This is a genomic window from Methylocystis sp. JR02 (assembly GCF_030063565.1).
GTDB classification, from domain to species: Bacteria; Pseudomonadota; Alphaproteobacteria; order Rhizobiales; family Beijerinckiaceae; genus Methylocystis; species Methylocystis iwaonis.
In genome coordinates this window covers 88,331-101,687 of sequence record NZ_JASIRC010000003.1, presented here as the reverse complement: position 1 = coordinate 101,687, position 13,357 = coordinate 88,331, and the positions used below count along the sequence as shown (strand labels likewise).

Genomic DNA, 13,357 nt, shown 5'->3' with positions numbered 1-13,357 from the left:
TGATAATGTCCTTTACCGACGATCTGGCGGGAGTCAGGCTGACGCAATGGAGCGAACGAGCGCTTTCGGAAGCGGTGGTGGTGATGAGGGCGGACGAAATTCACCCTATGCGTTTCGTGCGTCAGCTTCCCAAAGAAGCATGGCCGTTTATTAGGCACGCGGCTCGGAATTTTTCACAAGGCTTGATGACAGGCGATGAGTTTCAGTCCGTCGTTGATTTTACGGCGAACATCTACAATCGCGCGCTTGAGAAAATTGCTTTTGAACAGCGACCTGAGACAAGCGATATTCTTGTTTCCCTTTCGAGCACCATAGCTCACCTAATTCCCTTCACAGCGGCAGGCCGCAACTCCTTTTTGATCGACCGAAATCTTATATCGCTTCTGGGCAAGACCGATCTGGGGGACATCCGCCTCGGAGACATAAAACTCCCTTTCCGAGCATTCTATCTCGGGTTCGAGGGAGGGTTAGGCTTCGGACTCCCGGGAGCCCCCAATATCATCGACGGTGCCTATGTAGAGCATTACGTTGGTAAAAATGACCCAGCAGAGCGGTTGACTTTTTACATCACGTCAAGACAGCGAGACGAAACGCAACGCAAGCATGGTTCGTGGATTGTGAATCACGAGCCGCATTTTTTTGCGCCGCTCTCATTAGACAACCCAGAGCAAACCTTGGAAGCGGCAATGGTTCTTGCTGTGGCAACGAGGGATATTGCCCTTCAACCCGACGAAGAGGCGATTGATCGATTACAGCATGGGGTTCAAGTGGCGCGCGAGGAAGGCGTCTCAATCGGCGTTCCTTCTGTGACAGGGTATCAACGGAAAGCGCTATTCAACGAGGAAGCGATTCCAACGGCAAAATCCGTCATATCGCTGATTTGCAACGCGTTGTGTTTGTTGTCGGCTGAGCCGCAGAACTCACACGCCGAATGGCCAGATGACGCGCCTAAAACTCTCGTAGATTCTGCAACCAATGCGACTACCGCCAAGCGACAAAAGACCGCCGCCGGTCAGCTCGCCGAAACCGGATTTTTCGCCGTCCATCGCGTCTCGCTTAATCGAGACTCCCCCTATCAAAGGGAAAACGATCCAGAATTAGCAGCGTCGCAGGAGGTGGCTACTCACTGGCGGCGTGGTCACTGGCGACGACAAGCTCACGGTCCCAACCTAGTAGATCGGCGGCTTATATGGATAAGGCCAACTTTGGTGCGGTCGGATCAAGGGCATCCTGAAAAAGGTCGAATATATACAGTTCACAGCTAGGCGGTTCATAAATCAACGATTTCGCAACACGCTGATTGTTACGAAAATCATATCCCTTTTGAGAGAAGGCCATATTTTTGATGGATGGGCTTAGCTATGGTTTGATACGCACATGCTCAAGAACGCTGATCTTCGCCTCGAAAATTTTCGTTATCTGACCGGCCTTGGCCGTGAAGCATTCTCGGCACTGGTATCCGTCTGTTTCCAAATGGAAGCGCAGGGCAATCACGTCCGAGACCATTTTTTCTCGGTGGAATTCGACCGAAACCGGAAGGCATGGAAAGCTATCGGCGGCAAGGCACATTCCTACTTCGAGCCGGGTGGACTTGAGGTGGTAATTCCCGGCGGTGACGCCACTGATCTTACGCTGAGCATGCGAATGGGGTACCTGCATCCAAATCATAAGAGCCTCAAAGGCACGTATTCAGTCTATGCGCATAAGCTCTTTTTCGATAGCGAAGCCGATACCGAAGACGGATACATTTACGTCGGCTTGACAAAGCAGGGTTGGCGGCAGCGGCTTACTGGCCACCTTCAGTCGGCGCGCTCCGGCTCGAACACGCTTTTCCATAAAGCGCTCCGTGCGAAGCCGAAGATCATCCGGTCCCACGTTCTTATGGTGGGTGCGGATGAGGATCAGGCGATGAGCTTTGAAGAGGATCGTGTCGCTGCATTCTCATATTATTTGGACCACCCTAAGGGGCTCAATATGATTCCCGGAGGTAAGGCTGGGTTTAAATTTTTGAGCAAATACGTAGGCGCCACTCCCTGTAAACTCGAAGATCGAGAATCTCTTCTCGATCGCCTTCTCAAGGAGCGTCGTGTCAGCCTGCCGAATCCGGTCGTGGCGGCTCTCTGGGATAACCCTGACTATGCTGCGCGTGTGTTATGCGGTCGTTCTGACAGGTTCAGCTTAGGCGCTTTGCGCACAATTATTGACTTACACGCGGTAGGCCACTCGCCTCCTGAGTTGGCGGACCGTTTTGGGGCGTCAGAAAAGCGCGTACGCAACCTCATTTCAGGCAAGACATATGGGCGTGTGCTTAAATGAGCACACTTGCGTCTCTCAAAAACGGTCGTTTTTGAGAGAGTGGCGCGGGCGAGCGCACCACCCTCCGAAACTGGCGAAATTACCTCTCAAAACTCATTCTTGATTCCTGTCTCTCAAAAGCTCATCGTAGGGGTGAGATTGGAGAGAGCAAATCATGGCCTCAAAGCCGCGCACGACGAAGAAGGCGACGCCCCGAAAGAAGCGCAGCCCGCCTCCGAGCAACAAGCTGCCGCGCCATCCTTGGACGAGGAAGGACGGCGAGATTCACCGCGCGGGATATCGGATCGGCTATGACCTGCCCCTGAAAAACTCCTCCAGCTTGGATTAGAGTCCGGCCCATTGCAGGACGGACGAGATGAAGAAGAAGCGGTTCACGGAAGAGCAGATCATCGGGATTTTGCGGGAGCAGGAAGCGGGCGCGAAGGTCGCGGATCTGGCGCGCAAATACGCGGTTTCGGAAGCGACGCTCTACAATTGGAAGGCCAAATTCGGCGGCATGGACGTTTCGGAAGCGAAGCGTCTGAAGGCGCTGGAGGAGGAGAATGCAAAGCTGAAGAAGCTGTTGGCGGATCAGATGCTGGAAGCGGCGGCGCTCCGGGAGCTTCTGGAAAAAAATGGTAGGGCCCGCCGTCAGGCGCGAAGCCGTCGCGCATCTTCGGGCCGTGATGGGCCTGTCGGAGCGTCGGGCCTGCTGCATCGTCGCCGTCGACCGCACGACGGTCCGCTATGCCCCGAAGCGTCAGGCCGATACGGCTCTGCGTGAAAGGCTTCGAGAACTCGCCAACGCTCGCCGCCGCTTCGGCTACCGGCGGCTGTTCGTCCTGCTGCGTCAGCAAGGCGAGCGCTTCGGCAAGAACCGCATCTACCGGCTCTATCGTGAGGAAGGGCTCACGGTGCGCAAGCGCCGCTCCCGACGCCGCGCCGTTGGGACGCGGGCGCCGATCCTCGTCGAGGCGAAGCCGAATGCGCGCTGGTCTCTGGACTTCGTGCATGACCAGTTCGCCTGTGGCCGGCGCTTTCGCATCCTCAACATCGTCGACGACGTGACGCGCGAATGTCTGGCGGCGATCCCCGATACGTCGATCTCGGGCAAGCGCGTCGCCCGTGAGCTGTCCGCGCTGATCCGGCGGCGCGACAAGCCGGGCATGATCGTTTCCGACAACGGGACGGAGTTCACCTCGAACGCCATCCTGTCCTGGGCAAGCGAAGGCGGGATCGAATGGCGTTACATCGCGCGGGGCAAGCCGATGCAGAACGGCTTTTGCGAGAGCTTCAACGGGCGCATGCGCGATGAGCTTCTGAATGAGACGCTGTTTTTCGGCCTCGACCACGCGCGGGCGAAGATCGGCGAATGGGTAAGCGACTACAACCGCGCATCACAACACCCATCTCTCTATGTTATTGAAGGGAATAGGCTTTGCTGGCCGCGGCCTGGTCCCGCGGGGTATCTCGCGTTGCGACGCGCTCTTTCGACGATCGATCTGGCCGCGTCGGTCGCAAGCGCGGCGCGCGCGAATATCCAGGGTCCATCTGGCAAAGGCCGTCGGGCTTCGATCTCGCCGACTTCCACCGCCAGTCGGAGGGTCTTGGGCGTGACCTTCAATAGGCGTGCGGCATCGGAGAGGTTAAGCCAGGGCTCGATGCCATCCTCAGCGGCTTTGAACACCGGGATGCGATGGTGCGAGCGTAGCGAGGTGACGCGCTCGCGGGTCCAACGGTTGCCGTGGCCGGTCTTGAGGCCATTGCGGTTGAGAAGGCCGGCTATCAGATCGTCGCTGGCGATCAGCACCAGCTCGCGTACGGCGGCGATGATGTCAGCGGGTGTGCTGTTGCGCTGTCCGCGTCGGCGCTTCGGCAAGCGAAGTTCGCTGTGAACGCCACCTGTCCAGTGGACGGCGATAACGATCTCGGAAGCATCGTCGTCGATATCCGCCACGACCTCGTGGATCAGCGTGCGCACGATGCGCTTCTTCAACCGCGCGTCCGTCGTCGGGGCTGACCAGACTGTTTTGAGGTTCGCTCCCAGCAGGGCAAGCGCGGGCGGGTCGATCGTCGGCGTCGGAGAAGCCGCCTCATGCGCAACGATCTTGCTTTCGACGTCGGCGATGCGGACAAGGGCCTGATTCCAGCGCGCCTCGAGTTCGCTGGCGACCAGCCGGTTGGCAGGGTCGGCGGCGTCATACTGCCGGAAAGCGCGGTCGGCGGCATAGCGCGCCGCCTCGAGATCGCGGCCAAGAGCGTCGCGCACCTGATCCCGACGCTCGGCAGCCTCCTCGGCCGCAGCGACCGATGCGGCAATGGCGCCGGGACCAACAACGCCAAGAAGCGCGTCCTCGATTGCATCGTCGACGCGCAAGCCCCCGAACGCGATGCAGCGCGGCTCGCCATTATCCATCCAGCCGCGCGAGCAACTGTAACGCGGGATATGATGCCGCATGCCGCTATAGCGTAGCGTCAGTTTGCGCCCACAGCGGCGACAACGGATCAGGCCGGCGAGCAAGGCGTCGCCATGTTTGGGCGCGCCGTGATGCCGGCTCGTTGGAATGTTGCTGGAAACCATGGTGCGGATCGCTTCGAACCTCTCCCAGCTCACATAGCCGTCGTGGGCGCCGGGCTTCAGCGCAAGCCAGTCGGCGCGTGCTTTGCGGCGGATTTGCGCACCGGCGCCCTTGGCGCCGTATCCCATCGTTGCGGCCGTTCTACCATAAGCATAGGCGCCTCCGTAGGCCGGGTTCTCGACCATCCTGTGGAGGGTGGCGTAATTGGGCCGTCGCCAGGTTGTCTCGCCATCCCTCTGCTTCACGGGAAGCTCAAGGTCCTGCTCATGGAACCAAAGCAACGCCTGTCGCGCGCTGCCGAGCTCCTCGATTTTGTCGAAGACCAGCGCGATTGCCGCTTGCACGCGCCGATCCGGATCCTTCTCGTATCGGTCGCCGGCCTTCACGAAGCCCACCGGAGCCGCAACGACGAGTTCGCCGCGCCGGGCCTTAGCGTAACGGGCGGAAAGCGAGCGCTGGCGTAGAAGATCGAGCTCGTATTCGTTAAGGCTTCCTTTGAGCCCAAGCAGCAGACGATCATTGCCGTGCCGAGGCGCGTAGATGGTCTCCTGATCGACGAGCACGGTATCGACGACGCGGCACATCTCGATCAGTTGTTGCCAATCCCGGCTATTACGGGCGAAGCGCGAGACTTCGCGGGCGCAGACGGCGCCGACCTTGCCGAGGCAGACCTCGGCGACCATTCGCTCGAAGCCGGCGCGCTGCACGCTGCCGGCCGCCGAGCGGCCAAGGTCCTCATCGATCACTTCGATCTCTGTGAAGCCCAGCGCCGTCAGCCGATCTCGCATGGCGTATTGTAAGGCGCCACTCTCGCGGTTGTGCAGCACTTGGTGGGCCGAGGATTGGCGCACATAGAGGATCGCCTTGCGCTCCAGATGGTGAGGGCCGATCTTGTCATTGCTCATGGCCGGCTCCCCTCGTCGTTGTCCGCGCATGCGCCAGGATCAGCCGCGTCATCAGACCGATCAGCGCTTCTCGCGCATCCTTTGGCAGGTCGAGCCAATTGGGTGCGCCGGCCGCTACCCCCTGTGAGAATAAATCCATCTGCTGCGGCGGGAGGCGCCGCTTGAGCCGTTTGCCGGTCACTGCCGCCGTCGTCTTCCGCACCATGGGTCTCTCCCTGATTCGGGTCGTGAGAGACTCCGGATGCGCTGGGAACCCGGGCATTCGATGATGGCGCCGTGTTCTTCAACACCTGATCGAGCAGCGCGGATAACGCGCTGAGCGCTTGCAGACTAACGACGGGAACGGAGGAAAAGCGTACGTCGGACCCGCATGCAGCGCGATCAAACATCCATGCGGGGATCTCGAGCCACCGCTTGACGTCCGAGCCGTCGACTGAACACCGGAATACGCTGCCATCCGTCTTATCAATCGACGCGTGGATGAAGACCTCACGCCCGAACCACGGATGGAGTCGATATAAAACCTCCCTGCAAGCGGTCTTGTGGGTGTTCTCAAACCTTCTTCTATAATCATCGACGCCCGCATTCTTCGCTCGGCTACGCGACGCCAGCGGACTATGCGGCCAATCTCACCGCAACAGGCGATCGGCTGCGCAACCCCGACCAGCTCCGCCGATCGCCTGTTGCTACATCCGCGCCCTCGGGCGTATCAAACGCTCCGACTCTAATTATTGCTGGATGAAAGTTCAGGGGCAGGTCACCATGGGTCAAGCAAGTCGCCTGACATTGAATCCTCGGGTATCGGTGTTCAAGCATAACGACGGTATCTACCTATTCGACCCCGCCACTCGCACTTGTGCCTCTATGAATGAGGGCATGCTGGCATTCCTCAAGAATCAGGAAGATGCTGATCCATTCGAAGAACTACCAGATAAAGATTGCAATCGATTGAGCGGAATTGCTGAGAAATTGCGTGGACTCGGTATTTTGATTGAATTGAAAGACGCGAATAAAATTCAGAGGCCCAGTGCGCCGGACAATTCGGGTTCAACGACCCACTTGGCCATATTTGTTACTACCAAGTGCAATCTCCGGTGCGCGTATTGTTACGCGCGCGGGGGAGACGCGGCAAAGACCATTAGCAGAGAGATTTGGAATCTCGCGATGGACAATTTTTTTTCGTCGCTCAGTTCAGGCACCGCTAAAGGGCGGGCCGACATAAGAAACGTGCACCTGACAATCCATGGCGGCGGAGAGCCGACAATTGAATTTGCCACATTGAAAGAGATTGTTGCGGAATTCTGTGAGCGTTCCCGCTCGGCGAGATTACAGCCGGTCGTGGGTATGGGCACCAATGGGACGTACCGCGATTCGGTGCATCGTTGGATCGTCAACAACAATATTAATGTGAATATTAGTCTGGATGGCCCGCGCGACATCCAGAATCGCCTGCGGCCTTTCCGTGGTGGGCGACCGAGTTATGACGTCGTGACGCGCAACTTGAAAATGCTCGTAAAAGCTGGCCGGCGCGTTTCCGTTCGGGCAACGATTACCGACAACGCCCTAGAGACGATGGAAGAAACAGTCGAGTTGGCGAAGCAACTGGGTCTTGCAGCGGTTCATTTTGAACCCGTTTCACTGACAGGACGGTGTGCCACCAGCTCCCTTTCGAGACCGGATGCGGACGAATTCGCCGAAAAGTTCCTGAAATGCTTTCTCCAAGGTCTGAAGCACGATATTAGTGTCAAATATTCGGGGATTCACTGCTTTGAGCGTTATCGTCAACGATTCTGCGCGGCATGTGGACAAAATCGTTGCATTACTCCTGACGGAAACATTACAACGTGCTACGAGGTGCTCGATCCCATGGACGCGGCTGCCGGTGAATTCTTTATCGGCAAAGTTGATCCGATTGAGGGCCGAATAATATTGAATCATGCTCAAATTGAGCAGTTGAGATTAAGAGTTTCCGGTAACATGGAGGCCTGTAAAGGCTGCTTTCTCAGGTATCAATGCGCCGGCGACTGTCCGGTCAGAAGCTTCAGATTTTCTGAGGGGGATCTCTATTCTCCGGATCCATATCGTTGTCAGATTGCCCATCGGATCAACAAACAACTCATCGCCTGGCTGGCGGACGGCATCATCGAACCTCGTAACTTAGAGCACGCAAATATCATTTCGTTCGGTTGTTAAACCACCTCCAAGTGTAGAAGCGGGGGATTCTCATGGTTCCGAAAATCCGCCTTGTCACACTTAGTCAACGCTCGCCATCTAACAACGCCGGCGACTCTTCGGCAGACCAAGAGTTTGCGAGCGAGGTGCGCTTTATTGGCGAACCCTGTCCGGAACATAAGTGCGAGTGTGACCTTGATCCGCCCGAATGCTCTTGTGAATGTGAAGATTATGTTTGCCAATGCGTAAGCAACCCGGATTGCGACTACATTTGCCATTGTGAGGGGGTTTGCGTTTGCGAAACCGACCCGAATTGTGCCCCTGACCCGGACTGCGACTGCGATATGTGCCACTGTGACTGCGTCACGGAGCACCAGCAGACGACGAAAGTCCCGGACAAATTCCGGACATTCTTCAAGATTGCTGGGGACAAGAGCTGAGGACGTAAGAATTGCTGCGTAACAGGCCGAATACGTGAAGTTAGACCGAGAGTGTCTCGTTATGGCGCTAATCGGTCATCGATTTACGGCCGCTTATGACGCATTGGCGAAATTCAAACTGACCCACTACCGAAGGCCGGTCCCTCGCCGAAATATAACGCGGAAGTCACTACCAAAGTCGCCACCGATCCGCGACCCTATCTCGTGCCGCAGCGCCGCGTCGCTGTTGGATATGCTTCCAAAGATCGTCCGGCGTATCGAGGAACATCCCCATGCTTAACGAGAGCCCCTCGACCTCCTCGCCAAATCGCGCCTTCAGCGCGGCCGACACGACCTCACCATTCGCTTTCAGCCGCTCGACGCCCGAGACCACGGCCCCAAAATTTAATTCCGCCTCCCTTTCCAAGGTCTCGGAATCGGAATCGGATTCGTCGCCCTGGGCGGCGAAGGGCATCTCGCCGCCCCCATACGTCATCGCAGGCGCCTCGCCAGTCACCGGCCCCGCGTCCGCCGCCGACACCGCGTCCGCCGCGTCCACCATCGGCGCCCCGTCCACAGGCGCCAACTGCGCCCTATCATCATTCAGCGACCGCTTCGCCGCGATCGCCGCCTTGCGCAGGTCAAGGAGCACGTCTTCGACGCTGCGCCTTGCGAACATTCCTCGACCGATTTTCAACGTCCCGAGCTTCTCGGGCGACTGGCGCAACGTCGCCGCCAGTTCCGCCATCGGCTGATTTGACACTTGCTCCATCGCATCCACGAATTTCTCATTGAACATCGTCGGATCGACAAACGCGCGAGAGGCCAGATCGCGCACCGCCTGAATCGCCGACGGCGGCCGATCGCCGCCCGCCCCGGCCGCCTACCCGCGCCCTCTTCGTCGGGCTCATCGTCATTGAGCGTCTTATCGCCAAGCACATTCGGGGCCGATACGAGGCGCTCGAAAGGCTGCGCCGCCTTCACCGCCTGTAGGTACTGCGCGTCGCGATAAAAATTAACCTTCTCGAGTACCGAACCCCACTGAGCGCGCAACAGCAAGACCATCTTGCCATTGTCCAGACGCCCCAAAGCGTCCGGTGAAATCAGCGGAACCGGCTCCCATCGGCGTTGAATCGAACGGCTCTGCCGCATCCCTCCCCATCCACCCGGCGAAGCCGAATTAGACTCGCCCCATCCCTCACGCAGCACATAATGCTTCTCGAGCGCGCGAGAGACATAATCGGCCGTCAACTCATCGCCGATCGCCACGAACAGCTTCACGTCCATGTTCCCCAGCAGCATTTCGCGGGTGGACTTCCCGTAGGTGACATCGAGCGAGGCGATGCTTTGCGACACCATCGCGATTTGAAATCCGTATCCGGCGACGAGAGGCGCGCGGTCAACAATCTCGCTTTGTTTCTTGAACTGGTAGAACTCGTCGAGCAGCAGCAGCACTTTATAGGGCTCATCCGCGCCGGGGAGATGTCGCAGCAGAACGTCGTGCACCATTTCCACAAAGAGCCGGATGACCGACATAACCGACCGCAAATTGCCGGGCGGGCTGCACAGCAGAACCGTAAACGGCTTCCGCCGAAACTCTGCTACGTCAAAGTCGGAGCAGCTCGTCGCGGCCGCGACCAGCTCATTGTTCCAAGGTTCAAGCGACGTGACGATATGAGATTCAAAAGACAGCCTTTGCTCTTCGTCTCGGCCGAGATGTTGGCGAAATTTGTCGACGATGAAAGGATGCAACTCGGGTTCGTTCACGATAATTTCCGCGAAGCGACGCCCCAAAGACGCGCCCGTGCTAAACATTTTTAGGACAGATTGCAGCGTCCGCTTTCCTTCTGTCGTACGGCTTTCCAGCACATAGGCGAGCAATCCACCGAACAATCCGTGCGCGGTCTCGACCCAATACGCATCCGCGTTCACCGGCGTCTCGATCATGCTCTTTGCGATGTTCATCACATCGGTCGCGCGCGACGGCCATCTGCCCGGAGAACGCGCGTCCACACGATGAAGACGCGCGTTTGCCCTCGCGCGATCGCCGAACGATATTCGCCTGTCAACATCGTCCCCTTGGGGAGCAGTACACGCCGGCCGTCAAAGGAATACACGTCCTCGCTCGTGATCGCGCGAACCATGCCGGGCAAATCGCTTTGGATGGCCGTTTCCAGAGACGCCCGAATAAACGTCCCTTGCGGCACCAGCGCATCAATACGATTGTTCTTACGCGCCCGCGCGACTTCGACGTCTTGACCGCCGACGTTTTGCTGAAACCGTCGATTTTCGTCTTTCTCTTCGTCCTGCGCCTGGACTCTCACAGTGCCGCCTTCGGCAGCCGCCGCCGAAGCGTCCTTTTGATCCACAATGAGCATCGGCGATCGCAAACGCGCTAGCCTTCTCGCTTCTTCTTCCTTACGACGCTTCTCGAGTTCTGCCGCTTCACGCGCCGCTCCATCGTCAACCACCGCCTGGTCCGCTGGAACGATTACCGGCCCCTGGGAGACAGGGGCGGGCACAGGTGTTGCCGGTGGCAGCGTGAGCTTGTTTTCCTCTTTCGGCGCGGGCTTATCGAAGCTGATACCCGGTTCCATCTTCGCCGCGTTAAATACCTCCGCCGACTCGGGCGGCTTCTGCGGCTTTTTCGCGTTCGAAGTGTAAACTACTACCCCGAGGAAAAGTGCAGCGGCGCCCAAGGCCGCCGCCCCTACCATCAAGTTCGGATTTGCCCCGCGTTGCGTGACTGTTTCCGCAAGCCGGCCTTCGAGCTCGAAATCATCATTCGCCATGTTCAGCCCTTATTGTTGCGCGGCGGCCAACGTCGAAAACACCCGCTCGAATACATTTTCGGTCGGCGCGTGTCGCGCTTGCAGCGTCGGTTGAACGTCCGTCACATCGACGCGCGGCATTTCCTCTTTGCGACCTCGCAAATTGAACACGCAGGTGGATTCATCGCCATGTCGCAAGGTCCATTGCCCCGCGACCTTATCCACCACGATCCACCTTCCTTCGCGACGGTAATTTACAAGCGTTTCGGTCAAGTCGGAGTTGACTTGAAAGATCGCGGGTACGTCACCCTCGAAATAGAAGAAGGTTTTTACGCCGTCGTCGAAGACGTTTGCGGGCTTGGTAATCTCTCTGCCTTTGTAGACGTAGTCGAGGTTCATATTCTCCCACGTCAGTCCCTTCAAATTCGGCCACGCCGCCATCTCCTTTGCTTGATTGAGAAGGCGAGCGCTGCTCTCTTCGTCGGGATAGGTGAAACGCAGTTTGTAAACCGCCCTCTCGCCCCGATCGTTCCGGGCTTAAGGACGAAGTTATAAATCCTCTTGTTTGTGACGACGTTCATGTTCGTCGCCGCATCCCGATCTAGCGGCTTGAGGAACAAAAAGCGTTTGGACTGGTCGGGCACCGCCTGCCATGCCAGCGTGTCGCCCATCGCTACCGTTGCGATCCGTTCATCCTCACCGAATACGATCATCGTCGAGACGCCCATGGTGCCGTAAAGCATCACGACGTTATCTTTCTCGAACGGCACGGTCCTAATCCTGTAGTCCGCCGGCACTGGGCGCGGCGCTCGTTCCGCCATCACCGAAGACGCTACGCTCGCGGCGAACGCCATCAGTTTCTCTCCAATTCGCAGCGTGTGTATGTGCAAAAGTATTGTGAGATGCTAAATGAGGCTCTGAATTCCGAGGAGGACGGCGACCACGTAATCGACATGGATGCCGTCGCTGACGCCGCAGGAAAGGACATTGAAAAACCGCCATCTTATTATGCCGAGGAAAGCCAACAGAAGCAGTTCAATTGCTCGGCGTGCGGCGAATACAACGATATCTTGGGGCGATTTGCCTATTGCACAGGTTGCGGCACCCGCAATGACATTGATGAGCTTGTCGACAATATCATTCCGGCGATCCGCGCGGATCTGAAATGCGGCGGCATTCCGTCGAATTCTCTAAAGGATATCGGTTCAGCCTTCGATATCTTCGTGGGGCAATATACGGATCAGCTTATCAAAAATAGGCCGATGCGCTCGATGCGGTGCGAGCGCATTCGAAAGATGCGCCTTCGTGATCTTGTCGCGACCAGAAGGGAGCTAATTGGCGGCTTTGATATCGACATCTGTGAGGGTCTAACAGAGGGAGACATCGGGACCGCCACCCGCATGTTTCAGCGCCGCCACGTTTATGAGCACAATGGCGGCGAGGTCGACGAAAAATACTTGCGTGATAGCGGCGATACATCAGTGCGTTTGAAGCAAACGATCCGAGAAACGCAGGGGGACGTCCACGAGTTCGCCAACCTGGTCTTGCGCATGGCTAAGAATTTTCATCGCGGCTTTCATGACATCTACGAACCGATACGGGGCCCTATCGAACGCCATGAAGTCGAAAAAAAGCGCCTGGAATCCATGCGACGGGCTACGGAGCGGGACGACATATCGCAAGTCCACACCGCAAAACCCAGGCTGCATGGCCAGTAAGTTCGACATTGGCGGCGTGTTGCTGATGAAGGAATGGGGCTCATGGGCGCCCGCGACGCGTGCGACCGAACTCGCGTAAATCAAAAGGCTGGTCAGCGGAACGGCGACGCGCCGCCGCTTTCAGGCCGTGTCAGGGAAGGGGCAAGCGCCAAAGCGGAAGTCGGAATGGACCGGCCAACAAGTGGCATTGCTGTTCCTGCCCGATAATCATCCGCTCCCCGTTTTCCGTGACGAGGTATGAGCCGTCTTGGGTTCCCAGATAGGTGTTCTCTGTAGAGCAGTCTGTCCGCATGGAAGCGACAGCAGCCAGCGTCAGGAGGCCAATAAGCAACGCGACGACGAAAACTAAAACAGCCCGGCTCAATTCATGTCCGGCAGCGAGTTGACCGGCAATTTGCATCTAAGACCCTCATGAGTTTGCGTGGCATAACTGCGCGGCCTCTAATATAGAATGTCGACAGTCAGCCTTCAATGCTCCGTCAACTTTGACAGCCATTG

11 protein-coding genes and 2 pseudogenes are annotated in these 13,357 nt (G+C 57.7%); 6 read left to right on the top strand and 7 right to left on the bottom strand.

Going from position 1 to position 13,357, the window contains the following annotated elements; translation table 11 throughout:
- Positions 1–5: 5 nt before the first annotated feature.
- The 3 genes and pseudogenes from QNA11_RS20330 to QNA11_RS20320 form a co-directional block, all read left to right on the top strand.
- Positions 6–1,265, top strand: coding sequence for an AcrVA2 family anti-CRISPR protein (locus tag QNA11_RS20330; RefSeq protein ID WP_283484522.1), 1,260 nt, complete (start codon positions 6–8; stop codon positions 1,263–1,265).
- Between the two features lie 112 nt (positions 1,266–1,377).
- Positions 1,378–2,316 (top strand): GIY-YIG nuclease family protein, encoded by a 939-nt coding sequence (locus tag QNA11_RS20325; protein WP_283484521.1) that lies wholly within the window; start codon positions 1,378–1,380, stop codon positions 2,314–2,316.
- 355 nt (positions 2,317–2,671) lie between these two features.
- Positions 2,672–3,710, top strand: a pseudogene (locus QNA11_RS20320) (IS3 family transposase); the annotation flags it as partial.
- Here QNA11_RS20320 and QNA11_RS20315 read toward each other — a convergent pair.
- Together QNA11_RS20315 and QNA11_RS20310 are read right to left on the bottom strand one after the other, a co-directional pair.
- Positions 3,710–5,779: a recombinase family protein gene (locus QNA11_RS20315; RefSeq protein WP_283484520.1), complete on the bottom strand. Its 2,070-nt coding sequence runs from the start codon at positions 5,777–5,779 to the stop codon at positions 3,710–3,712. The pseudogene QNA11_RS20320 and the gene QNA11_RS20315 overlap by 1 nt on opposite strands.
- Entirely contained in the window at positions 5,769–5,984 is a 216-nt protein-coding gene (locus QNA11_RS20310) for a hypothetical protein (RefSeq protein ID WP_283481660.1), read from the bottom strand. Before QNA11_RS20310 ends, QNA11_RS20315 begins: the two co-directional genes overlap by 11 nt.
- 360 nt (positions 5,985–6,344) lie before the next feature.
- On the opposite strand from QNA11_RS20310, the pseudogene QNA11_RS20305 reads away from it, so the two are divergent.
- Positions 6,345–6,521 (top strand): annotated as a pseudogene (locus tag QNA11_RS20305) (IS3 family transposase); the annotation flags it as partial.
- A 20-nt stretch (positions 6,522–6,541) separates the two neighbouring features.
- Positions 6,542–7,972, top strand: a complete 1,431-nt coding sequence (locus QNA11_RS20300) for a radical SAM/SPASM domain-containing protein (RefSeq protein ID WP_283484519.1) — start codon at positions 6,542–6,544, stop codon at positions 7,970–7,972.
- Between the two features lie 588 nt (positions 7,973–8,560).
- Here QNA11_RS20300 and QNA11_RS20295 read toward each other — a convergent pair.
- From QNA11_RS20295 to QNA11_RS20275, 5 genes are read right to left on the bottom strand one after another with little or no spacing between them, the layout of a single operon-like run.
- Positions 8,561–9,049, bottom strand: coding sequence for a hypothetical protein (locus QNA11_RS20295; protein ID WP_283484518.1), 489 nt, complete (start codon positions 9,047–9,049; stop codon positions 8,561–8,563).
- 14 nt (positions 9,050–9,063) lie between these two features.
- Positions 9,064–10,317, bottom strand: a complete 1,254-nt coding sequence (locus tag QNA11_RS20290; protein ID WP_283484517.1) for a type IV secretory system conjugative DNA transfer family protein — start codon at positions 10,315–10,317, stop codon at positions 9,064–9,066.
- A 17-nt stretch (positions 10,318–10,334) separates the two neighbouring features.
- Positions 10,335–11,162 carry a TraB/TrbI/VirB10 family type IV secretion system protein gene (locus tag QNA11_RS20285; RefSeq protein ID WP_283484516.1) on the bottom strand — a complete coding sequence of 276 codons (828 nt, stop codon included), beginning with the start codon at positions 11,160–11,162 and terminating at the stop codon, positions 10,335–10,337.
- 9 nt (positions 11,163–11,171) lie between these two features.
- The gene (locus QNA11_RS20280; RefSeq protein WP_283484570.1) at positions 11,172–11,642 is read right to left on the bottom strand and encodes a TrbG/VirB9 family P-type conjugative transfer protein; all 471 of its coding nucleotides are present in this window, start codon (positions 11,640–11,642) and stop codon (positions 11,172–11,174) included.
- On the bottom strand, positions 11,561–11,995 hold the full coding sequence (locus QNA11_RS20275; RefSeq protein ID WP_283484515.1) for a TrbG/VirB9 family P-type conjugative transfer protein: 435 nt from the start codon (positions 11,993–11,995) through the stop codon (positions 11,561–11,563). Before QNA11_RS20275 ends, QNA11_RS20280 begins: the two co-directional genes overlap by 82 nt.
- 48 nt (positions 11,996–12,043) lie before the next feature.
- Here QNA11_RS20275 and QNA11_RS20270 point away from each other — a divergent pair, with 48 nt between their 5' ends.
- Entirely contained in the window at positions 12,044–12,859 is an 816-nt protein-coding gene (locus QNA11_RS20270) for a hypothetical protein (protein WP_283484514.1), read from the top strand.
- Positions 12,860–13,357: the final 498 nt, after the last annotated feature.

Excerpts from the sequence above, each read along its gene's own strand:
- QNA11_RS20310 (WP_283481660.1), bottom strand. The coding sequence starts at position 5,984 with ATGGTGCGGAAGACGACGGCGGCAGTGACCGGCAAACGGCTCAAGCGG.
- QNA11_RS20315 (WP_283484520.1), bottom strand. The coding sequence starts at position 5,779 with ATGAGCAATGACAAGATCGGCCCTCACCATCTGGAGCGCAAGGCGATC.
- QNA11_RS20290 (WP_283484517.1), bottom strand. The coding sequence starts at position 10,317 with ATGATCGAGACGCCGGTGAACGCGGATGCGTATTGGGTCGAGACCGCG.
- QNA11_RS20285 (WP_283484516.1), bottom strand. The coding sequence starts at position 11,162 with ATGGCGAATGATGATTTCGAGCTCGAAGGCCGGCTTGCGGAAACAGTC.
- QNA11_RS20270 (WP_283484514.1), top strand. The coding sequence starts at position 12,044 with ATGCTAAATGAGGCTCTGAATTCCGAGGAGGACGGCGACCACGTAATC.
- QNA11_RS20330 (WP_283484522.1), top strand. The coding sequence starts at position 6 with ATGTCCTTTACCGACGATCTGGCGGGAGTCAGGCTGACGCAATGGAGC.
- QNA11_RS20325 (WP_283484521.1), top strand. The coding sequence starts at position 1,378 with ATGCTCAAGAACGCTGATCTTCGCCTCGAAAATTTTCGTTATCTGACC.
- QNA11_RS20295 (WP_283484518.1), bottom strand. The coding sequence starts at position 9,049 with ATGTTCGCAAGGCGCAGCGTCGAAGACGTGCTCCTTGACCTGCGCAAG.
- QNA11_RS20300 (WP_283484519.1), top strand. The coding sequence starts at position 6,542 with ATGGGTCAAGCAAGTCGCCTGACATTGAATCCTCGGGTATCGGTGTTC.
- QNA11_RS20275 (WP_283484515.1), bottom strand. The coding sequence starts at position 11,995 with ATGGCGTTCGCCGCGAGCGTAGCGTCTTCGGTGATGGCGGAACGAGCG.